We start from the raw sequence: 22,589 nt of genomic DNA, 5'->3' as shown, positions 1-22,589 counted from the left end.
GCACGCAAAGTTGCCAAGCCGCAGAATATGGTTTAGAATCGCGCCGTTTTTCAGTTATTTATACGAGATAAATGAGAAATGGCCCCGAGGCCATTTTTTTGTTTTCCAAACTAGGCAACCATGGATATTCAAACCATTTTAGACAAAACCCTGCCCGGCCTGGGCTACGAGCTGGTGGATTTCGAGCTCACCCCGCAGGGCGATTTGCGCGTATTCATCGACCAGCCCGGCGGCATCACCGTGGAAGACTGCGCCACCGTCAGCAACCACTTGAGCCGCGTTTTCATGGTGGAAGACGTAGACTACAAACGGCTGGAAATTTCCAGCCCCGGCCTCGACCGCCCGCTGAAAAAGGCTGCCGACTTCACCCGTTTTTCAGGTAGCCTCATCAAGCTGAAAACCCGGCTGCCGATTGAAGGGCAGAAAAACTTTATCGGCCGCATCGAAGCCTTCGGCAACGATGTGCTAACCCTATCCTTCGACGGCAAAACCGTTGCCATCGAATTATCCAATATCGAGCGGGCGCGCCTGAAGCCCGAATTTTGATTTTCCTAATTGATTGATTGAGTGGAGAGTTCATTCCCATGAGCCGCGAGATGTTGCAATTGGCCGAAGCGCTGGCCAGCGAAAAAAACGTTGATTCCGAAGTTGTATTCGAAGCCCTGGAATTCGCCCTGTCGGTGGCCGCCAAGAAAAAGGCCGACCGCGAACACATGGACGTGCGCGTGAGCATCGACCGCGACACCGGCGAATACCACACCTTCCGCCGCTGGCTGATTGTGGCCGACGAAGACTACACCTACCCTGACACGCAGAAAACCATCGAGGAAATCCAAGAAGAATTCCCCGATTCCCCGCTGCAAATCGGCGAATATTACGAAGAAGAGCTGGAAAACGTAGCCTTCGGCCGCCAAGCCGCGCAAACCGCCAAACAAATCATCCTGCAACGCATCCGCGATGCCGAGCGCGAGCAAATCCTGCAAGAATTCCTCGCCCGCCGCGAAGACGTGGTGATGGGCACCGTAAAACGCGTCGAGCGCCACGGCATTATCGTGGAAATCGGCCGCCTGGACGCGCTCATCCCGCGCGACCAATGCATCCCGCGCGAAAACTTCCGCAGCGGCGACCGCATCCGCGCCCTCTTCCTGCGCGTGGACGAACAAGGCAACAGCGGCCGCAAACAAGTCATCCTCAGCCGAACTTCGCGCGAATTCCTGGTGAAACTGTTCGAGCAGGAAGTGCCGGAAATCGAAGACGGCCTGTTGGAAATCAAGGAAGCTGCCCGCGATCCCGGCCAGCGCGCCAAAATCGCCGTAAAATCCAACGATGCGCGCATCGACCCGCAGGGCACTTGTATCGGCGTGCGCGGTTCGCGCGTGAACGCTGTATCAAACGAGCTAGCCGGCGAACGTGTGGACGTGGTGCTGTGGTCGCCGGAAACCGCGCAGTTTGTGATCAACGCGCTCTCCCCCGCCGAAGTCAGCCGCATTTTGATTGACGAAGACAACCATTCGGTTGATGTCATCGTGGCCGAAGACCAGCTCGCGCCCGCCATCGGCCGCGGCGGCCAAAACGTGCGCCTCGCCGCCGACCTCACTGGCTGGCAGCTCAACATCATGACCATCCAAGAAGCCGAAGAGCGCAACGAAGCCGAAGACGCGCAAATCCGCAGCCTCTTCACGCAGCACCTGAATGTAGACGAGCAAACTGCCGACCTGCTGATTGAAGAAGGCTTTGCCGCACTGGAAGAAGTGGCCTATGTGCCCGCTGCCGAGCTGGTGGAAATCGGCTTCGACGAAGCCACCGTGGAAACCCTGCGCAACCGCGCCCGCGACGCCATCCTCACCCTGGCCATCATGTCGGAAGAAAAACTCGACGAAGTGGAAGAAGCGCTGAAAACCCTCAACGGCATCGACCAAGACATGCTGCGCGATTTGGCGCAGGCCGGCATCACCACCCTCGACGGGCTGGCCGAGCTTTCCACCGACGAACTGATCGAAATCACCGGCGTGAGCGAAGAGGAAGCCAAAACCGTTATTTTGGCCGCACGCGAACACTGGTTTGCCGAAACACAAGAATAAGGAGGCTGGAGATTTATGAGTAACACCGTACAGCAATTCGCCGCCGAACTGAAAAAATCCGTGCCCACCCTGCTGGAGCAGCTCAAAGCCGCCGGCGTGGAAAAAAGCAGCGGCGCCGACAGCATCAGCCCGGCAGACAAACAAGCCCTGCTGGCGCACCTGCGCAAGCAAAACGACAGCGGCACGCTCTCCATCAGCGTGAGCCGCACCCGCACCGAACGCAGCACCGTGGCCGGCGTGCAGGTGGAAACCCGCCGCCGCCGCCGCGTGGCCGTACCGCCGATTGAAGCCGTGGCCGAAAGCAAAGCGGCCGCCGAAACCGCGCCGCAAGCCGCAGCCGAGCCGGCGGTAGCCGCGCCCGCCACCGTGGAAGCGCCCACCGCCGCCCCCGCTGCGGAAGAACAGAATTTTCAGGTAGCCTCAGAAGCTGCCGAAACGCTTGCTGCGGAAGCCCCGGCCGTTGAAACGCCTGTTGCTGCCCAAGCCGACGCTGCACCGGCCGCCGAGGTAGCCACACCGGCCGAAGCCCCGGCAGCCAAACCGAAACGCAGCCGCAAGCCGAAGAAAGAAAAAGCCGCCGAGCCGCCGCCGCAGCCGGTGGAAGTGGTGAGCGCCGCCGAACAGGCTGTGCGCGACGAAGAAGCCCGCCGTGCCGAAGCCCTGCGTGCACACCAGCAAGCCCTGTTGAAAGAAAAACAGGAACGCCAGGCACGCCGCGAAGCCGCCAAACTGCAGGCACAGCAAGAAGCCAAAATCGCCAAAGAGCAGCAGTCTGCCCCGCGCAGCGCCGCACCAAGCGAGAAAGCCCCGCTGTCTACCTCCGCCCCGAGCGGCAACGGTCGACCGAAAAAAGGCGACCGCCACCAACAGCGCGACGACGATATGCCGCGCGGCCGTTCAACCAAAGGCAAAGGCAAGGAACGCGGCGGCCGCAGCGATGACGACCGCGTACGCGGCGGCAAAAAAGGCAAGAAACAGCTCAAGCTGGAGCCGAACCAACACGCCTTCCAAGCGCCCACCGAGCCCGTGGTGCACGAAGTGCTGGTGCCCGAAACCATTACCGTGGCCGATTTGGCGCACAAAATGGCGGTGAAGGGCGTGGAAGTGGTGAAAGCCCTGATGAAGATGGGCATGATGGTAACCATCAACCAATCACTCGACCAAGAAACCGCGTTGATTGTGGTGGAAGAAATGGGCCATATCGGCAAACCGGCCGCCGCAGACGACCCCGAAGCCTTCTTGGACGACAGCGAAACCGCCGTTCAGGCCGAGGCTCTGCCGCGCCCGCCGGTGGTAACCGTGATGGGCCACGTGGACCACGGTAAAACTTCGCTGCTCGACTACATCCGCCGCGCCAAAGTGGTGCAGGGCGAGGCCGGCGGCATCACCCAACACATCGGTGCCTACCACGTGCAGACCCCGCGCGGCGTGATCACCTTCCTCGACACCCCCGGCCACGAAGCGTTTACCGCGATGCGTGCCCGCGGCGCGCAGGCCACCGACATCGTGATTCTGGTGGTGGCCGCCGACGACGGCGTGATGCCGCAAACCATCGAAGCCATCGCCCATGCCAAAGCGGCCGGCGTGCCGATGGTGGTGGCCGTGAACAAAATCGATAAGGAAGCGGCCAATCCCGAGCGTATCCGCCAAGAGCTGACTTCGCACGACGTGATCCCCGACAGCTGGGGCGGCAATGTGCAGTTTATCGACGTTTCCGCCAAAAAAGGCACCAATATCGACGCACTGCTGGAAGCCGTGCTGCTGGAAGCCGAAGTGCTGGAGCTGAAAGCGCCGGTGGAAGCGCCAGCCAAAGGCATCATTGTGGAAGCCCGTTTGGACAAAGGCCGCGGCGCCGTGGCCACCCTGCTGGTGCAGAGCGGCACGCTGAAAAAAGGCGATATGCTGCTGGCCGGCACGGCGTTTGGCAAAGTCCGCGCCATGGTAGACGAAAACGGCAAGCAGGTGCAGGAAGCCGGCCCCTCCATTCCGGTGGAAATCCTCGGCCTCTCCGACGTGCCCAATGCCGGCGAAGACGCCATGGTGCTGGCCGACGAGAAAAAGGCGCGCGAAATCGCCCTGTTCCGCCAAGGCAAATACCGCGACGTGCGTTTGGCCAAACAGCAGGCCGCCAAGCTGGAAAACCTGTTTGCCAACGCCGGCGAAGGCCAGGCCGCGCAGAATTTGGCCGTGATCATCAAAGCCGACGTACAAGGCTCCTACGAAGCACTTTCAGGTAGCCTCAAAAAGCTGTCCAACGACGAAGTGAAAGTGGAAGTGCTGCACAGCGGCGTGGGCGGCATCACCGAAAGCGACGTGAACCTCGCCATCGCCTCCGGCGCCTTCATCATCGGCTTCAACGTGCGCGCCGACGGCTCCGCCCGCAAGCTGGCCGAAAACGAAGACATCGAAATCCGCTACTACAACATCATCTACGATGCCATCGACGATGTGAAAGCAGCCATGAGCGGCATGCTCGCCCCCGAGCAGAAAGAGCAGCAAACCGGCACCGTGGAAATCCGCCAGGTGATCAACATCTCCAAAGTGGGCAACATTGCCGGTTGTATGGTAACCGACGGCGTAATCAAGCGCGACAGCCGCGTGCGCCTCATCCGCGACCATGTGGTTATCCACACCGGCGAGCTGGAATCGCTCAAACGCTTCAAAGACGATGTGAAAGAAGTGCGCATGGGCTTCGAATGCGGCCTGATGCTGAAAAATTACAACGACATCCAGGAAGGCGACCTGCTGGAAGCCTTCGACGTGGTGGAAGTGGCCCGCACCCTGTAGCGCCACACCAGCGAACCGGAGGCTGCCCGAACCCGTTTCAGGTAGCCTCCTTCCACATACTCGGCCATTCCCTGCTGGATATTTCTGGCAGAAAATGCCAATAAAAACAGAAAACCGGCAAATTCATCCGCCATGCCGCCCCGCATGCCGGCAGATTAAAACGGCTCACGGCAGCCACCCCCTACCAAGCCGGCGGCGCTTGTCGTATCATGCCGCCTATGCCGTATAATCGGCAAACACCACCGTTTCCCCCCAATCCAAACCGCTGCCCACCCATTTGAGTATGCGAAGATGAACGACAAACAAACCTATACCTTCGAAACCTACAGCCTGCTGCTCGAAATCCGCCGGCGCGAAAACGCCAAGCCGCTCCTCGTGGTCACCGCCGTGATGCCCGACAACTTCGTGCTCACCGGGCGCTTTCCCCTACGCCCCGTCGACCGGGAAAACGAGCTCAACGTTATCCGTTTTCTGGAAAAGGCCTTCGACCTGAAGCCCTATTTCAAAACCCACACCTTCGAAGGGCAGCTGGGAGAATTCGACCAACTGCGCATCCAGCACCGTAAAAAACAATACGACACCCTGATGGATGCCCTGCTCGACCGCACCAGCGAGCTCAAATAACCCGCCAGAGAGGAACCCCATGGCCAAATCCCACCGCGGCTACGCCCGCCAAGACCGCGTACGCGAACAAATCATGCGCGAGCTGGCCGAGCTCGTGCGCACCGGCCTCAAAGACCCGCGCGCCGGCTTCATCACCATCAACGAAGTCGAGCTCACCCGCGACTACAGCCACGCCACCGTGTATTACACCGTGCTCGACGACGCCACCCGCGATATTACCGCCGAAGCGCTGGAACACGCCAAAGGCCACCTGCGCAGCGAGCTTTCCCGCCGCATCAAGCTCTTCAAAACCCCCGAGCTGCACTTCAAATACGACCAGTCGCTCGAGCGCGGCATGAGCATTTCCCAGCTGATCGAACAAGCCGCTGCCGAAGAGCCGGTGCAAGATTAGGCTACCTGAAAATTAGCCCTGTTGATTTAACAGGGCTTCTTCACGCCTATTCCCTATTTTTCAGGTAGCCTTTTTCAGGTAGCCCCATTCGCACAATATCAGGATTAAACACAATATGAACCCCCACTTGCAAAACGTCTTCACCCAACTCAACGCCCTGATTCTCGGTAAAGAAACCGTGCTCCAGCATCTGATGGCCAGCATCCTGGCCGACGGCCACGTGCTGCTCGAAGACGTGCCCGGCGTGGGCAAAACCACGCTGGCGCACGGCCTGGCCGTGGTGCTCGGCCTGGGCTACCGCCGCGTGCAATTCACCAACGACATGCTGCCCGCCGACCTCCTGGGCGTGAACGTGTTCCAGCCCGCCGACGGCCAGTTCAAATTCCACCCCGGCCCCATTTTCCACCACTTCCTGCTAGCCGACGAAATCAACCGCGCCTCGCCCAAAATGCAGTCTGCCCTGCTCGAAGCCATGGAAGAAAAACAGGTATCCGTAGACGGCAAAACCTACCGCCTGCCCAAACCCTTCTTCGTGATCGCCACGCAAAACCCGGTGGAGCAGCTCGGCACTTTCCCGCTGCCCGAATCGCAGCTCGACCGATTCATGATGCGCCTCTCGCTGGGCTACCCCTCCGCCGAAGCCGAACGCCAGCTTTATGCCCAAGGCGACCGCCGCCGCCTGCTGCCCGCGCTCAAAGCCGTGTGCAACGCCGAAATCCTGCTGCAATGGCAGGCCGAAGCCATGCAGGTGCAATGTTCGCAGCAAGCCGCTGATTATGTGTACCGCCTGGTGCAGGCCACGCGCCAGCCCGGCCTGTTTGTAAACGGCCTGAGCCCGCGCGCCGGCCTAGCCGTGGTGAAAGCCGCCAAAGCCTGGGCATTTCTAGCCGGGCGCGATTATGTGCTGCCGGAAGACATCAAAGCCGTGTGGGTGGCCGTGGCCGGACACCGCCTGCAAACCCTGCAACCGCAGTCCATCACCCAGCTTTTGGAGCAGATGCTGCTTCAGGTAGCCGTATCGTGAGCGCCGGCCAATACAGCCCCCGCCTGCGCGATTTGCGCCTGCGCCCCACCCGCCTCGGCGTTACCTTGGCCGTGATGGTGGTGCTGCTGTGGCTGGTGGGCTTGAACTATCAAGTGAACCTCGCCTATCTGGTGGCCTTCTGGCTGGCCGGCTTCCTGTGCGTGGGCATCCTGCTCAACTGCCTGCAACTTATCGGCCTGCGCCTCGACCTCACCCTGCCCGAAGAAATCTTCCAAGGCCAGCCCGCCGACATCCTGCTGCTGCCCGCCCCCTCGGCCAAAATGCGCCACCGCCAGCTGTGGTTCGCGGCCGACAGCCGCCGCGACGATGAACCCGAATTCCGGGCCGCCCTCTTCACCGCCAAACAGCCGCAGCCCTTCGCCTGGCCCGTGCTGCCCGCAAGGCGCGGCCGCCTGATGCTGCCGCCGCTGCGCTGCGCGAGCGTGTGGCCGTTTGCCATCAGCAGCGTCGAATGCGTGTGGCATTGGCCGGAAGAAGGCCTGGTCTACCCCGCACCCCAGCCGCACACCGCCCCGCCCGGCAGCACCCCCGCCGAAGAAGGCGAACCCCGCCGCAAGCTCGGCGGCAACGAAGACCTCGCCCACCTGCAAGACCACCAGCCCGGCACCTCGCTACAACACATCGCCTGGAAAAACTACGCCAAAAGCGGCCGCCTGCTCGACAAGCATTTCGAAGAGCCCGCCTTCCACGCCGCCGACCACATCATCAGCTACGCCGACTACCCCGCCGGCACCAGCGCCGACCGCCTCGCCGGTCTCCTGTGCTACCGCGTGCTCGAAGCCCACGGCCGCGGCCAGCGCTACACCCTCATCCTGCCCGGCCAAACCATCCCCCCGCAAAACGGCCAACGCGAAAAGTGCCTGGCCGCGCTGGCGGTGATGTGAATAATTATGAGCAGGCAATAAAAGGCTACCTGAAAACAGGAATCCCCTATGAGCATCAACCTATCCACCATCCAAACCCATTACCACCAACACCGCGATACCTACTCCGACCCATTCCGCCTGCGCATCCACCGTGCGTTAAGCTGGTTGGGTAAGGCTGGAGAATTGTTGAGCGGCACAGATGCGGCCAATCATGCCAAGCAGCCGGCTATCCCCAAGCATATGCAGCAAATGCTGGCCCAGCAGGGCGGGCGGCTTTCTTTCGCGCCGGATTGGGATACCGGCTTCCAAGCATTATGGATTGCTTTCAATGCTGCCTATGCCCGCGAAATTGATGAACGGGAAATATCCGGCGACCGAAGCCATTTCCGCCAATTCCTAAACACCATCTGCCGTTTGGATGAAGAAAAGCTGATTTATGCCTTAGTATGGCAAACCTTTCCCGGCGCCATCCGCTCCCTCTTGGGCAACCGCTATGTTTTCCAGCCGTTTTGGGATTTCCATAACGGCAAAATTTCAGAAACCGCTTGGCAAGAAGAATTTGAAAAAGCAGGGGAAAAAGCACAACGCGCCTTAGCCGCACAAGATACCGATACCGTGCTGCTGATTATGTTCGACCGCCTCTACACCCTGCGCAACCAAATTATCCACGGCGGTGCAACCTACGGCAGTTCGGCCAACCGCAATCAACTAAAAGACGCCTGCCGCATCCTCACCAGCCTGCTGCCGCTGGTACTGCATATCATGCAGCAACATCCCGACTATGCCTGGGGCAAACCGTATTACCCTTTTGTGAAAGAAGACTGAAAATGCCGATTGCGCCAAGGGAAAGCGGCAAAACCGCTTACTGGATATGCCGAAATTGCGGGCAGAAATATGCAGCATTTGCCCGTTCGGACGCAGGCATTCCCCAGCCGGAACGTTGCACCAAATGCGGTGGCGCAGATTTTACGTTGCAAACAGCAAAAGCCGATTGGCTGCAACGGATTTTCTCCCGCCGATAATCTTGCCAAGCTAAAGGCTACCTGAAAACCATTTTTCCCATTTTCAGGTAGCCTTTCCACATTCAAACCAAAGTTCGCGTTGCCACTTTCCGCTATAATCCGCCCATCCAAACCAACAGAACCCACACCATGACCCCAGACCTCCAGCTCGACCTCACCGGCCTCAAATGCCCCCTGCCCATCCTCCGCGCCAAAAAGGCCCTTGCCACCATGCAGGCCGGGCAAATCCTGTCCGTGCGCGCCACCGACCCCGGCGCCCCCGACGACTTCGCCGCCTTCTGCCGCCAAACCGGCCACCGGCTCCTCTCCTCCGACACCGAAAACAGCGTATTCCGCCTCGTGATCCAACACAAATAATTTTCAGGTAGCCTACCCCTCCGCAGGCTACCTGAAAACGTAAGCCCCAGCCAAGCTAAAACATCACCCCCACACGAAAGCCCATCATGCAAACCCTCACCCTCATCCGCCCCGACGACATGCACCTCCACCTGCGCGACGGCGACACCCTTCGCCACGTCCTGCCCCACACCGCCCGACAGATGGGGCGCGCCGTCATCATGCCCAACCTCAAACCCCCCGTTACCAGCGTGGCCGACGCCCTCGCCTACCGCGAGCGCATCCTCGCCGCCCTGCCCCCCGGCAGCCCCTTCCAGCCCCTGATGACCCTCTACCTCACCGACCACGCCACCCCCGCCCTGGTACGGGAAGCCAAAGCTGCCGGCATCGCCGCCTTCAAACTCTACCCCGCCGGCGCCACCACCAACTCCGACAGCGGCGTAACCGACCTGTTCAAACTCCTCCCCGTGCTCGAAGAAATCGCCGCCCAAGATATGCGCTTCCTCGTGCACGGCGAAGTCACCGACCCCGCCATCGACATCTTCGACCGCGAAGCCGCCTTCATCGACCGCATCCTCCTGCCCGTGCTCGACCAAGTGCCCGGTCTCAAAACCGTGTTCGAACACATCACCACCGCCGAAGCCGCCCGCCTCGTGTGCAGCAGCGGCAGCAACCTCGCCGCCACCGTTACCCCCCAGCACCTGCTGCTCAACCGCAACGACCTGCTCGTGGGCGGCGTGCGCCCCCACCACTACTGCCTGCCCGTGCTCAAACGCGAAAGCCACCGCCGCGCCCTGCTCGAAGCCGTATCCGGCGCGCAATCGCACAAATTCTTCCTCGGCACCGACTCCGCGCCCCACCCGCAAAGCGCCAAAGAAAACGCCTGCGGCTGCGCCGGCATCTTCAGTGCCGCCACCGCCATCGAGCTCTACGCCGAAGCCTTCGATCAAATCGGCGCGCTCCACAAACTCGAAGCCTTCGCCTCGCAAAACGGCGCCCGCTTCTACGGGCTACCTGAAAATACCGACACCATCACCCTGGTGAAACAAGCGCAAACCGTGCCCGGCAGCTTCCCCATCGGCCACGGCGGGCAGCTCGTCCCCATGCGCGCCGGCGGCAGCGTGGCTTGGACCATGCAGGAATAAACCCAGCCGCTCGGCTTCCGATACAAAAAGGCTACCTGAAAAACAAGGGTTGAATTTTTCAGGTAGCTGTAGAAACCAGTAGCGTTGTTTACAGTATTTCCAGGAGAATACTGAAACATGAACATGCACAAAAACACCCGGCTCACCCCGCACCACCGCCAAGCCATCTGGCTGGCCTATACCCAAGAGAAGGAAAACGTTTCCTCCCTCGCCCGCCGCTACCAAGTCAGCAGGGTAACCATCTACCGCGCACTCAAAGCTGCCAGAGGCAGGCTGCTCAAACCCCAAACCAGCACCAACAACCGCTTCAAACAGGCCAAATACGGTATGAAGCGGCTGGCCAAGGTAGAACACAGCATTCAGGACAAGCTCAAAAAACAGGCCAAACGCTACAATAAATCCTACCCCGGCGAGATGGTACACCTCGACACCAAACGGCTGCCGCTGCTCAAAGGCCAGAAAGCCACCGACAGGCGCGACTACCTGTTTGTCGCCATCGATGACTTTTCAAGGGAACGGTATGCCGCCATCCTGCCGGACAAAACCGCAGACAGTGCCGCCCAATTTCTGACCGAACAGCTGATTGAACCCTGCCCATACCTGATCGAATGCGTCTATTCCGACAACGGGACGGAATACAAAGGCTCGGCCAACCATGCTTTCGGTGTCGCCTGTTATGAGAACAGGATTGGCCAAAAGTTTACCCGTGTCGCCCGTCCGCAGACCAACGGTAAGGCGGGACGGGTGATCCGTACCTTGATGGAGATGTGGCACGATAAGCAGGAGTTTGACAGTCCCGAACACCGGCAGAAGGAGCTGTGCCGCTTTGTCAATTTTTATAACACGGTAAAGCCGCACCGCAGCTTGAACGGTGATACGCCGTTTGAGGTGTTGCAGGCTTACTTTTCCCAAACTGTGGTGTAAACAACGCGGTTATTTCCTACATGTTACAATAGTAACAACAGTTTCAGGGCTGTTTTCGTAGTTGTAGCTTCTTCTCTTATCTCGTAGTGTTACAATACACGGTGCTGCTGGACGAGCGGGACTTCGGTTGTAGCTTCTTCTCTTATCTCGTAGTGTTACAATAACAAGCTTTAGCCATCCGCTTTCTCTGCCGTTGTAGCTTCTTCTCTTATCTCGTAGTGTTACAATGTCAACAAGAAATGGGAAACCGAAGACAAGGTTGTAGCTTCTTCTCTTATCTCGTAGTGTTACAATGCCTTGGGCTTTGAGGCGGGTTAGATGTTGGTTGTAGCTTCTTCTCTTATCTCGTAGTGTTACAATGCTTGATATTGGCTAAATTGCTGTTGTGCCGTTGTAGCTTCTTCTCTTATCTCGTAGTGTTACAATAAACGTGTTGAAGGTAAGCCTTACAATCTGGTTGTAGCTTCTTCTCTTATCTCGTAGTGTTACAATGAATCATTTGTACGATATTGCCATTTCGTTGTTGTAGCTTCTTCTCTTATCTCGTAGTGTTACAATTACCCAAGGCAATGCGACTTATTCCTTGTCGTTGTAGCTTCTTCTCTTATCTCGTAGTGTTACAATCTATCACGCCGCCAGTATGGAATTTACCGAGTTGTAGCTTCTTCTCTTATCTCGTAGTGTTACAATACAGATGTTGTACTATGGGAAATCGAACCCGTTGTAGCTTCTTCTCTTATCTCGTAGTGTTACAATACGGCCACGCCCAGTATCGAGTTCACCAAGGTTGTAGCTTCTTCTCTTATCTCGTAGTGTTACAATTGCCATCGAAAGTACAATAGCTTTTCGAACGTTGTAGCTTCTTCTCTTATCTCGTAGTGTTACAATCAAAGCCAAGAAGGTAATTGCCATCATTAGGTTGTAGCTTCTTCTCTTATCTCGTAGTGTTACAATCCATCTATGCCCTGCTTGAAGAATCCGGCAGTTGTAGCTTCTTCTCTTATCTCGTAGTGTTACAATGAACACAGGGTCGGTATGCGCATACTCGAAGTTGTAGCTTCTTCTCTTATCTCGTAGTGTTACAATTCCAAGATGTTGTCGGCGTGGCGGTCGGTAGTTGTAGCTTCTTCTCTTATCTCGTAGTGTTACAATATGATGCCGAAATTGAACGTAGTACGATTCGTTGTAGCTTCTTCTCTTATCTCGTAGTGTTACAATTGTTCATATTGGCCTTCGTAGTCGATATATGTTGTAGCTTCTTCTCTTATCTCGTAGTGTTACAATAGACAGGCAGGAAGTTATTGTTTAATAATGACTTCCTGCTTTATGTTCATCTAAAAATTTGCACTAAAACAGCAAAAGTTGATCTGCATTGACCTTTTTTTCACGAGTTTTCCGTTCTCCGAGCAGTATAGACATTCCTGCAAACTGCTTTTCAGTTACCTCCAAACACCGAATAGATCCTTCGCTGGGCAATTGAGCGCGTAATCGTTTGTGGTGTTTTTCCAACGCATCACGGCCACGTACAATTCTTGCATATACTGATAATTGCAACATTTGATAACCATCTTTTTGCAAGAAATGCCGAAACTGGTTTGCAGCCCTACGTTTTGATGCAGATGTAACCGGTAGGTCGAAAAAGACAATTAACCGCATAAATTTAGCCTCACTCATAGCCGTGTACCTTCAGATCCAACATTTCAGGTAGCCTGAGCATTTTTTCTCCGTACATTAAAATAGCTTGAAATGATTGGATTGTTCGATCAATGGCTGACAAAACCGTATAACGCTGTTCTCCAAGTAAAATTTGATGACACAGTAAAGAGATTAGCTTTTGTTTTAATGGTATAGTCAGTATATCGCTCTTTAAGCTGCCTGAAAGCAATAGGTGATAGGTCAATAAATCCACAATCTGCCGATAAGGTTCGATAAAATCATCTGCTAAATTAAATGGATTTAATTCGTTATGATGTTGTAAACCTAATGCAGGTAAAAATCCATATTGCACCAAAGAACGTGCTACAGCTGAACGTATAACACTATATCCATAATTTAAACAGGCATTAACTATATTTGTTTCAGATCGTGTAAAGTTACTGCCAAATAATATTGAAAAATAAAGTGCAGCAGCTTGTCCTTCCACGTATCCTTTATCACCGGATTTTACACATCCTGCCAAGTTTTTTAGCCGATTAGCTGCGATATCATTCCCACTATAATCCAATAGCCATGCCTGATTATGGATTTTCTGTTTTATAATTTGCTGCCACAGTTGTTTTTTCTGCGGTAACGACATATTTATTTGTAGTTTCAATATTTTTAAATAGCGATAATATTGAGCAAACGGTAGCCATTGTCCACAGGGTAAAAACTGTTCATCACAAGTTAATAGAGTAATGCCATTTTTAGCCAAAGCAGATAGTAATGGTACAGTAATGATGACTTCTTTCGAGTCGATCACAATCACGGCAATATCTTCTAGTGGTATAGGAATATCTTCCCCTTGTTGTATCAACAAATGATTTTGTCGTAAAGAAAGCCGTGCTGAGTTGCTGATGAGTATACTGCGCCAAGTCATAATAGAAATCTTATTTTATTCAGAGTTATATGTATTTTTTATTTTTCTTTCTAAGCATGATACGCTTTTCAGATCTGCAGATCTTGATGGATTTACCTAAAGGATCTATTTGATATTTTTTTATGGATAATGCGGTTTTTATTCCAATACTTTCCCAGATACCATCTTTACCATAATGGATGTTTAGATCATGAGTTTTAATATTAATGGCTCCAGTAGATCTGTTTAATCCATTATAATATCCGAAGAAATCTCCTTTTTTTGTAGTGACTTTAATCAAGTCATTAGGATATAGTGAAAATTTAAAGTGGAAAGTTTCATCAACATCAATCCAATCATCTTCATCAGCATAAGCAACTACTGCTTTATTTGGTAATATCCCTTTTGCTACTTGCCAAGAATAAATAGGAACTACATAATTTTTACCATTTTTTTCAAAAATATCTACCCGTATCATAGTAGCATTATCTGCAATTCCATGATATATATCATTTTTATCTTTTCGCACCATGACACCAGATTTCTGTATAGTTGCTACACGTATAGCTTTCACTTGTGTTCTGTGCTGACCATTCTTACCTACCTTATAAAAAGGATGTTCCTTAGGATTAAAAGCCTTGGCTGGATCGTTATTAAAAGATTTTAATCTGTTTGCTAATGCAGCATATAAAGCCGGTTCACGATTTGGATAGCCAACAATCCTTTCAATATCCTTCAATTTCAATTGAGTCAGTGGTAAACGAATAACACTTAACTTTTCATCTAAGCGCTTAGCCGACTTAATAGTTTCCAAATGGCCTTGGCCAGTCATTTTCCGAGTTGGTGCACGGGATACGAATAAAGGTGTCACAAACTCATGTACGGCTTCGGGGCGAGATGTTAATTTTTCTGCTAGCTCTTCCAGTGGATGTTCACTGAATACGCGAATCATTATTTCTTTACGGAAGAAAGGCCATGGTTCAGGGAAGTATATATGACGAATTTCTCCTGTTTCTTTATCGATTATTTCTCCGTTAAATACATTCATTTCCTGTTGGCGCACATAATGGGTAATTTTTTGTTGCATCGAGTGACTGGAACAAGCTACCACAATCGCATCCAATGCATGATGTCTATCGTTTTCTTCGCGTGCTTTATGCAAGCCCCAGCGACCACGGAGCAGGGAAGTAATCTGCCCATTGGAGGCAAATACCTGTTTCTTACTACTGCCTTCTAGATGCATATTGTTTTCGATGAATTGACATAAAAAGCGGGCAATATATCGGGTATCGTTCAAATTACGCTCAATAAAACCTTGTTCATCCAGCTTTTTGGTCATGATGCGCTGTTTTTTACCAAAAGGGAAACGGCTACCGGAAACCCGTGCGGCAAACTCATGCCAGCGTTCGCTGTCATGTCCACCTCCCAAATACTCGTATGGCGTCTGACTGCCTTTCCGCTGATTTTCACTTCCTAAAACCAGTACTTTATTGTTGAAACTATCATCCCAAGTTCGGGAGAAGGGTAACGCATGATCAATTTCCACATAACCTTTTTCAGGTAGCCTACTCAAGTCGATTTTAGAGCCGGAATATAAGCATTTGCCATGTTGTTGTTCATACAGGCGGAGCTTGAGAATATCGCGACCTTTAGGTTCTCCTATTATATTGGGGAATAATTCTTTGAAACGTTCGGCAGCCCTCTCACGGTCTTTTCTGTTTTCTTCCTGTCGTTTTTCAATTTCTTTGCGGTCAGTAAATGATTTGCCTACTTCACGTCCGGTTTCGATATGTATACGCAATGGTGAGCCATAACGTCGTACAATTTCATTCACTACTTTCCGTACTTGTGTAAGGGTGCGAAGTACTACTGGATTGCGGATTTCATCTTTCGGAATCGGAGGCAACAGCCGATTGTCGTGTTGCTCGTTATGGCCGTGATGGTTACCGTATACTGTAGTACAGGCTTCGTCATAACGGAGCCCCTGTTCCATTTTTGGCAAAATTTTAGTTAAGGCTTTAAGTGATATTTGAATAAAATTATCAAAACTTATACCACTTAGTAAGGCATTTAATACATTTTCAGGTAGCCTATATGGTTCTAGATTATGTGTTATATCAGTATCAGTTTTGTATAGTGAGAATGCTGTACCGATGGCATCCAAAACATGCGGATTACGGATGCGGTTGTTCCATTCGGTTTCTAATCCGGCGTCTTTTAAAACCTTTCGTACCGCATGATAGGCTTTCATTTCCATGAAAGCCGTTTTACCTTCTACGGCAAGGCCGTCTTCGCTTTTCCCATAGCGTAAACCTTTGAATACAGTTGCCTCGGGTAAATTGAGCAAAGTACGGACTTGCTTGTAGGTCAATTTGTTTTTTTTATACGGTTCGTCCAGCAATAGGGCTCTTTCGGCTGCATCCAGTGGCCGTTCTTCACCGCTGTGGCAGATACGAAGATTGTTCAATTTGCTCAGCCACACGAAGCGCTCGGCACTGTAAGTGTTTTTTGCAGCTTTGAATTCGTTCTTCTCAAACGTGCAATGTCCGAGCATTTTTAGCACGGCTTCGCCTTGTAAGGCGGCACGTTGCGTCATGAGCAAGCTTGCCGTTTTTTCCTCCAATCCGGTCGACGCAAATAGGTTGCCTAAAGCACGCTGCCGCTCAAACAGTATGTGCAGTTCACATTCCACATCTTTGCGATTGAAGGTATGGGAATAATCACCGCCTTTATTGCGTATATGCCCGCTTTCTACAGCAAATTTTTTTATAGCCAATTCTGCCGGCGTACGGTATTGAGTGAATTTATCTTGCAGCAATTGATGATTTTCGTTTACACCTGCCAACAAACGACCTAATTCCTGGTCTTTCGTTTTAACTTCACTCTTGCGTTGTGACAGATAGCCACGGTGTTTGACTATGTGCAGTAATACCGCCGCCCATTCCTGAGCAGAGAGTTTTCTATCTAGTGCCGCTACACGCAATATCCAAGCATCAATAGGCAATCCGATTGGCAAACCGTTTTCATCAAAATCAGCTGCTGTTAGCACACCTTCGTGTTTTAGTAAGCGTCGCATCCGCAATAGTCTGTGTGCTCGACGGCGGATTAATCGACGCATACTGCGCGCCTGCCGGCGCGCGGCAGCTAGAGAATCGCCAGTTTTTGGCACTTCTGCGCGTTCAAAGGTACGTACGCCGCAATCCAGTAGTCCGATAGGAAGCTCGTCTTCATCTACCCAAACCAAGCCCCAGCCAATGGAGGCAATGCCTAGATCTAAGCCCAAAATATAGCGTTGCGCTTTCATCGAAGAATCCTTTCTAAGTATGAAATTTAAGTTAGCAAACATTTCATGGATGTAATTTAACGCTTCATCTGAAATATTGACAAGCATTATCCATGCCGATATACTTCTCCACAGTTGTATGCAATGTTTTGTAACACTACGAGATAAGAGCCGTTGCTACAATAAGGCTGCCTATAAAGGTATGCCGCGACGTAAAGTACAGAAATGTATGAGCCCCTGTTTGGTCTATCCAAACAGGGGCATCGTCTATGTTGAAGTTGTGGTTCAGCCGAGCTAAATATTTTCAGGTAGCCTTTTTGCCTGCCGCACGTTCAGCGCAGCCGTTTGCCGGTTTCGGCGTCGATGATGCGGCTGGGCTGTTTGGCGCCGCCGCAGCGGCCGGGCAGCACCCATACTTTGCGGCCAAAGCAGCGCTGCACTTCGCGCTGTTGGCACAGGGCTCGGCGGCCGCTTTTGTTGCAGGAGGTGGAAACGAGGGGGGTGCCGAGGGCGGCGCACAGGCGGCGGGCGCCGTCGTGGGCGGGGATGCGTACGGCGAGTTTGCTGCGGTGTCGGCCGCGCAGGATGGCGGGAATGCGGGGGGCGGCGCGGAAGAGCAGGGTAACGGGGGCGGGCCAGGTGTTTTCAGCGAGCTGTTTTTGGTTTTCAGGTAGCCTGCCGAGCAGGGGCAGCAGTTGGGGCAGGCTGCTGCCGATTACGATGAGGCCTTTGTGCTGTGGGCGTTGTTTGAGCTGCATCAGGCGGCGCAGGGCGTGCGGGCTGGTGGGCAGGCAGCCGAGGCCGTAGCTGGATTCGGTGGGGTAGGCGACGAGGCCGCCGCGGCGCAGGTGGGCTTGCAGGCGGCGGGCGGCGCTGGCGGAAAGGATGCGGGGGAACATGGTGTCGGGTGGGGTGCGGCGTGCTGCGGAGGGGGTATTGTAATGCGAAATGGGTTGGGATTCGATTGGGCGGCAGTTTCGGGCCGGGAAGAAGCTGTGCCTTGTCTGCTCCAAGACATCGCTTTAGCTTCGCAGAAACTCAGCTTGGGCTACGCCCAAACATCGTTTTAGCTTCGCAGAAACTTCGCTTCCTTCGGAAGCTCCGTTTTCAGGTAGCCTCTTGGGCAAGGGGTGAGAGGCTACCTGAAAAACGGTATCCCTAACGCGGTGAACACGCGGTCTGCCGTGCGCCCGAAATGTAAAGCCGGCATGATGCGGCTTTTCCCCCTTTCGTTTGCCGGCGCTTTCTTGTATCCTTGCGCCCTTTCCGTTAAAAATTGCAAAATTCCACCATGAACGTTTTACAGAGATTCAGCCGCCTCGTCGGCAAAACTTTTGCACTGTGGGCGGCGCTGTTTGCCATGGCCGGCTTTGTGGTGCCGGATGTGTTTATCCAGCTGGTGGCGCCGTATATCCCTTGGCTGCTGGGCATTGTGATGTTTGGCATGGGGCTCACGCTCACGCCTGCCGATTTTAAGATTTTGGGCCAGCATCCGAAGGCGGTGCTCATCGGTGTGGTGGCGCAGTTTGTGATTATGCCGACCACGGCTTATTTGCTGTCGCTGGCGTTGAACCTGCCCAAGGAAGTGGCCATCGGCGTGGTGCTGGTGGGCTCTTGCCCGGGCGGCACGGCTTCCAATGTGATGACTTTCCTGGCGCGCGGCAATGTGGCGCTTTCGGTGGCGGTAACTTCGATCACCACGCTGCTGGCGCCGCTGCTCACGCCGGCGGTGTTTTACCTGTTTGCGCACGAGTGGCTGGATATTTCCGTTGCCAAGATGCTGACCGATATCATGAAAATGGTGCTGTTGCCGATTGTGCTGGGCGTGGTGGCGCACACGCTGTTTCGCAAGCAGACGGAAGCGGCGGCGGATGTGTTGCCGCTGGTGTCGGTGTTGGCGATTGTGCTGATTATCGGCGCGGTGGTGGCGGGCAGCCGCCAGCAGATTATTGAAACCGGCCTGCTGATTTTCGGCGTGGTGGTGCTGCACAACGCCATCGGCTATGCGCTGGGCTTCCTTGCCGCCAAGCTGTTCAGGCTGCCTTATGATGCGCAGAAAACGCTGGCTATTGAGGTGGGCATGCAAAACTCCGGCCTCGGTGCGGCGCTGGCCAAGGGGCATTTTGCCGCCATGCCGCTGGTGGCCGTGCCCAGCGCGATTTTCAGCGTGTGGCACAATATTTCCGGTTCGCTCTTGGCGTCTTACTGGGCGGCCAAAGCCGAAAAGGCGGAGCAGGAGGCGGCCAAAGCTCAGGAAAACCCCGGGCAGCAATGAAACCTGTGTTGCCCGCAAGCCTGCCGTGCAGTAAAGGCTACCTGAAAATTTTAAGGCGCGATTTGCTATACTTGTCGCGCCTTATCCTTGTGTTTACCATTTGAACCATGCCCGCCATCCGCCCCGCCGCCCATGCCGATTTGCCCGCCATCGTTGCCATTTATAACGCCAGCATCCCCGGGCATCAATCCACCGCCGATTTCAGCCGGTGAGCGTGGCGGAGCGCGAAGCGTGGTTTGCGGCGCACGGCGGCACGCGCCCGCTGTATGTGTTGGAAAACGCGGCGGGGAAAGTGTGCGCCTGGGGCAGTTTCAGCGATTATTACCCGCGCCGTGCCTACCACATCAGCGCCGAAATCAGCATCTACGTTTGCCCCGCAGAGCAGGGCGCCGGGCATGGCCGCCGGCTGTTGGAGCATATGCTGGCGCAGGCGCCGGGCTTGGGTATCCGCAATGTGCTGGCGGTGGTGTTTGCCCATAATGCGGCGAGCTTGGCGCTGTTCGGGCGCTATGGTTTTGCCGAGGGAGGCCGGCTGCCGCAGGTGTGCGATTTGGAAACGCGGCTGGCGGATATCGTGATTCTCGGCAAGGCCTTGCCGCCGGCCTAAAGGCTACCTGAAAAATATCCGCCGGCTTGGCATACAGCTTCAAACACCGGCAAACGGCATCGATTATGCTTGCCTGCAAGCACGACCCCAATACACAACGGCTACCGAAGGAAAACAATAATTGGCCACACTATCCGATGTTTACATCAAGCGTATCGCCGCCTTCCTGCCCAACCCGCCGGTGGGCAACGACGAAATGGAAGCCGTGCTCGGCATGGCGGGCGAAACGCCCTCGCGCGTGCGCAAAATGATTTTGCGTTCCAACGCCATCACCAGCCGCCACTACGCCATCGACCCGCACACCCGCCGCACCACCCATAGCAACACCGAGCTTTCCGCGCTGGCCATCCGCGGCCTGCTGGAGCAGGGCCTGCCGCCCGAAGCCATTGGCAGCCTAGCCTGCGGCACTTCCTACCCCGACCAAATCCTGCCCGGCCACGCCGTGATGGTGCACGGGCTGCTGCCGCAGATTCCGCCCTGCGAAGTGGTGAGCACGGCGGGCGTGTGCGTGGCCGGCATGGCGGCGATGAAGCAGGCCGAACGCGCCGTGCGCACCGGCGAATGCCGCGAGGCGGTGGCGGCGGCTTCGGAAGCGGCTTCCGCGGTGCTGCGCGGCGAGCGTTTCCAAGCCGAAACCGGCAGCCTGCGCCTACAAGAGGCCAAGCCGGAAATCGCGTTTGAAAAAGACTTTTTGCGCTGGATGCTCTCCGACGGCGCCGGCGCGGTGCAGCTGGGCAGCGAGCCCCTGCCCGGGCAGCTCAATTTCAAAATCCATTGGATCGAGCTGCTGTCTTATGCCAACGAAATGCCGGTGTGCATGTATGCCGGCGGCGAAGTGGGGCAGGGCGGCGAATGGCTGAGCTGGAAAGAGGCCGATGCCGCCGCCTGCGCCGAACGCAGCCTGATGGCGGTGAAGCAGGACGTGAAGCTGCTCAACGACAACATCGTGGCCTACACCGTGGAAAAGCCGCTGCGCCGCCTCATCGCCAAACACGGCTTGCGTGCCGAAGAAATCGATTGGTTTCTGCCGCACTATTCCTCCGGCTTTTTCCGCAGCAAGCTGGCAGCAGGCCTTGCCGCCGCCGGGCTGCCGATTGCCGAAGAAAAATGGTTTACCAACCTGCCGTATAAAGGCAACACCGGCTCCGCCGCAATCTACATCATCCTGGAAGAATTCATGCGCCGCCCCGACATCCGCGCCGGCCAGAAAATCTTGTGCTACATTCCCGAAAGCGGCCGCTTTTCCACCTGCTTTATGCTGCTCGAAGCCGTGTATGCCTAACAGCAGAGGCTACCTGAAAAAAGCCCCGCCGCTTTTCAGGTAGCCGCAATATCATCCCGCCCCACACCCGCTTGGAAAGAGCCAAGATGGACATCAACGACATCCCCCAAGACGACAGCCCCAGCTACCACGGCCACCAAAAAATCATCTACGGCACCCGCAACGGCCGCTACCAAGCTGCCACCAGCACCGGCTGGCAAGACGAAGCCTACGCCACCGGCCAAGCCGTGGCCGAGCTCGAAGCGCAAACCCAAGCCGCTCGGCAAGCCGTGGCGCGCGGCGAACGCTCCCCCCTTTATTACCACATGTACCGCAGCCGCCACGACGAAGCCAGCCTCGCCCAAGCCGCCGGCGTATGGCGCTGGCAAGTACGCCGCCACATGCAGCCCGCCGCCTTCCAAAGGCTACCTGAAAAAATCCTTGCCAAATACGCCCAAGCCCTTGGCATCAGCCTGGACGAGCTGCGCCAGCCATTCTGATTATCGAATATATTCAAACCCCAACCCAAGGAGCCCGCCATGAACGCACCCCGCTTCCCCAAAGACATCTACACCGAGCCCGAAGTCGATCCCGACACCCTCGCCAACCTCGGCCCGCTCGCCCCCATGGCCGGCATCTGGGAAGGCCGCAAAGGCACCGACGTCAACCCCAAAGCCGACGGCCCCGAAACCGACGCCTACATCAAGCGCTACGAGCTCCAGCCCATCGACGGCCAAACCAACGGCCCCCAGCTCTTCTACGGCCTGCGCTACCACACCCGCATCGTCCAGCCCGGCGAAGTGGAAACCTTCCACGACCAAGTCGGCTACTGGCTGTGGGAGCCCGCCACCGGCAACATCATCCTCACCCTTTCCATCCCGCGCGGCCAAACCGCCATGGCCGTGGGCCAAGCCGCTCCCGACGCCAAAAGCTTCACCCTCACCGCCTCTCGCGGCTCCACCACCAACGGCATCTCCTCCAACCCCTTCCTCGAACACGCCTTCCAAACCGAGCGCTACACCATCCAAGTGCGCATCAACGACGACGGCACCTGGGCCTACCGCCAAGAAACCACCCTGCGGATTCCCGGCCAAAGCGAACCCTTCGCCCACACCGACCACAACACCCTGCACAAAATCGGCGAGCCCACCCCCAATCCCACCGCCCTCGCCGCGCAGAAAAACAGCTGAATCCCCGTTACACCGCTAGCAGCGCAAAAGGCTACCTGAAAATCCCGAAGACGGTTTTCAGGTAGCCTTTATGTCAGCCGGAAAATAAAATTTTGTTGATTATTCCAGTATTTATCGCCATATTTCGCGCAGGGCGCCCCACCCTCCCGTTCGCCCGTCGCCCCCGCCTGTGCTACACTGCGCCCTGTTTTCCCA

Annotated in this window: 19 protein-coding genes, 1 pseudogene and 1 CRISPR repeat array; of the genes and pseudogenes, 16 read left to right on the top strand and 4 right to left on the bottom strand. The window is 55.2% G+C overall.

The genetic code is table 11. The features are described 5' to 3' along the window. The first annotated feature begins 120 nt into the window (after positions 1-120). The 11 genes from rimP to A7P95_RS06670 all read left to right on the top strand — a co-directional run bounded on the left by rimP (position 121) and on the right by A7P95_RS06670 (position 11,221). Entirely contained in the window at positions 121-546 is a 426-nt protein-coding gene (rimP, locus tag A7P95_RS06720) for a ribosome maturation factor RimP (protein WP_067593029.1), read from the top strand. A gap of 38 nt (positions 547-584) precedes the next feature. Then, on the top strand, positions 585-2,081 hold the full coding sequence (nusA, locus tag A7P95_RS06715; protein ID WP_067593028.1) for a transcription termination factor NusA: 1,497 nt from the start codon (positions 585-587) through the stop codon (positions 2,079-2,081). Positions 2,082-2,096: 15 nt separating this feature from the next. Then, positions 2,097-4,868, top strand: a complete 2,772-nt coding sequence (infB, locus tag A7P95_RS06710) for a translation initiation factor IF-2 (RefSeq protein WP_067593026.1) — start codon at positions 2,097-2,099, stop codon at positions 4,866-4,868. 291 nt (positions 4,869-5,159) lie between these two features. Next, positions 5,160-5,492: a hypothetical protein gene (locus A7P95_RS06705; RefSeq protein ID WP_067593024.1), complete on the top strand. Its 333-nt coding sequence runs from the start codon at positions 5,160-5,162 to the stop codon at positions 5,490-5,492. 19 nt (positions 5,493-5,511) lie between these two features. Next, positions 5,512-5,883 carry a 30S ribosome-binding factor RbfA gene (rbfA, locus tag A7P95_RS06700; RefSeq protein WP_067593021.1) on the top strand — a complete coding sequence of 124 codons (372 nt, stop codon included), beginning with the start codon at positions 5,512-5,514 and terminating at the stop codon, positions 5,881-5,883. A gap of 115 nt (positions 5,884-5,998) precedes the next feature. Beyond that, entirely contained in the window at positions 5,999-6,907 is a 909-nt protein-coding gene (locus A7P95_RS06695; RefSeq protein WP_067593018.1) for an AAA family ATPase, read from the top strand. Further along, on the top strand, positions 6,904-7,812 hold the full coding sequence (locus A7P95_RS06690) for a DUF58 domain-containing protein (RefSeq protein WP_067593014.1): 909 nt from the start codon (positions 6,904-6,906) through the stop codon (positions 7,810-7,812). Before A7P95_RS06695 ends, A7P95_RS06690 begins: the two co-directional genes overlap by 4 nt. A gap of 48 nt (positions 7,813-7,860) precedes the next feature. After that, entirely contained in the window at positions 7,861-8,619 is a 759-nt protein-coding gene (locus A7P95_RS06685) for a HEPN domain-containing protein (RefSeq protein ID WP_067593011.1), read from the top strand. 326 nt (positions 8,620-8,945) lie between these two features. After that, on the top strand, positions 8,946-9,173 hold the full coding sequence (locus tag A7P95_RS06680) for a sulfurtransferase TusA family protein (RefSeq protein WP_067593008.1): 228 nt from the start codon (positions 8,946-8,948) through the stop codon (positions 9,171-9,173). An 86-nt stretch (positions 9,174-9,259) separates the two neighbouring features. Further along, the gene (pyrC, locus tag A7P95_RS06675; protein WP_067593005.1) at positions 9,260-10,297 is read left to right on the top strand and encodes a dihydroorotase; all 1,038 of its coding nucleotides are present in this window, start codon (positions 9,260-9,262) and stop codon (positions 10,295-10,297) included. Between the two features lie 117 nt (positions 10,298-10,414). Beyond that, on the top strand, positions 10,415-11,221 hold the full coding sequence (locus A7P95_RS06670) for an integrase core domain-containing protein (protein ID WP_067593002.1): 807 nt from the start codon (positions 10,415-10,417) through the stop codon (positions 11,219-11,221). A gap of 60 nt (positions 11,222-11,281) precedes the next feature. Beyond that, positions 11,282-12,505: direct repeats of the CRISPR family, unit length 36 nt; unit sequence GTTGTAGCTTCTTCTCTTATCTCGTAGTGTTACAAT. A 63-nt stretch (positions 12,506-12,568) separates the two neighbouring features. On the opposite strand, the gene cas2 is transcribed toward A7P95_RS06670, so the two are convergent. The 4 genes from cas2 to A7P95_RS06660 form a co-directional block, all read right to left on the bottom strand. Beyond that, a complete protein-coding gene (cas2, locus tag A7P95_RS11185) occupies positions 12,569-12,895 on the bottom strand; it encodes a CRISPR-associated endonuclease Cas2 (RefSeq protein ID WP_082890758.1) in 327 nt (108 codons plus the stop codon). After that, positions 12,888-13,799, bottom strand: a complete 912-nt coding sequence (gene cas1 / locus A7P95_RS11180; RefSeq protein WP_082890757.1) for a type II CRISPR-associated endonuclease Cas1 — start codon at positions 13,797-13,799, stop codon at positions 12,888-12,890. Before cas1 ends, cas2 begins: the two co-directional genes overlap by 8 nt. Before the next feature lie 25 nt (positions 13,800-13,824). Beyond that, complete coding sequence (cas9, locus tag A7P95_RS06665; protein ID WP_067593048.1) at positions 13,825-17,082, bottom strand: type II CRISPR RNA-guided endonuclease Cas9; 3,258 nt, start codon at positions 17,080-17,082, stop codon at positions 13,825-13,827. A 311-nt stretch (positions 17,083-17,393) separates the two neighbouring features. Beyond that, positions 17,394-17,960 (bottom strand): L-threonylcarbamoyladenylate synthase, encoded by a 567-nt coding sequence (locus A7P95_RS06660; RefSeq protein ID WP_067592999.1) that lies wholly within the window; start codon positions 17,958-17,960, stop codon positions 17,394-17,396. Between the two features lie 392 nt (positions 17,961-18,352). On the opposite strand from A7P95_RS06660, the gene A7P95_RS06655 reads away from it, so the two are divergent. The 5 genes and pseudogenes from A7P95_RS06655 (at position 18,353) to A7P95_RS06635 (ending at position 22,394) form a co-directional block, all read left to right on the top strand. Continuing rightward, on the top strand, positions 18,353-19,336 hold the full coding sequence (locus tag A7P95_RS06655) for a bile acid:sodium symporter family protein (protein ID WP_067592996.1): 984 nt from the start codon (positions 18,353-18,355) through the stop codon (positions 19,334-19,336). 107 nt (positions 19,337-19,443) lie between these two features. Then, a pseudogene (locus tag A7P95_RS06650) lies at positions 19,444-19,943 on the top strand (N-acetyltransferase family protein). A 121-nt stretch (positions 19,944-20,064) separates the two neighbouring features. Then, positions 20,065-21,225, top strand: a complete 1,161-nt coding sequence (locus A7P95_RS06645; RefSeq protein ID WP_067592993.1) for a beta-ketoacyl-ACP synthase III — start codon at positions 20,065-20,067, stop codon at positions 21,223-21,225. A gap of 86 nt (positions 21,226-21,311) precedes the next feature. After that, positions 21,312-21,704 carry a DarG family dialkylresorcinol biosynthesis protein gene (locus tag A7P95_RS06640; protein ID WP_067592989.1) on the top strand — a complete coding sequence of 131 codons (393 nt, stop codon included), beginning with the start codon at positions 21,312-21,314 and terminating at the stop codon, positions 21,702-21,704. 39 nt (positions 21,705-21,743) lie between these two features. Further along, positions 21,744-22,394 (top strand): FABP family protein, encoded by a 651-nt coding sequence (locus tag A7P95_RS06635; protein WP_067592986.1) that lies wholly within the window; start codon positions 21,744-21,746, stop codon positions 22,392-22,394. Positions 22,395-22,589 lie beyond the last annotated feature (195 nt).

Source organism: Eikenella longinqua (assembly GCF_001648355.1).
GTDB lineage: Bacteria > Pseudomonadota > Gammaproteobacteria > Burkholderiales > Neisseriaceae > Eikenella > Eikenella longinqua.
Note: the sequence above shows the minus strand (reverse complement) of the source record. Positions and strands in the feature narration are given on the sequence as shown.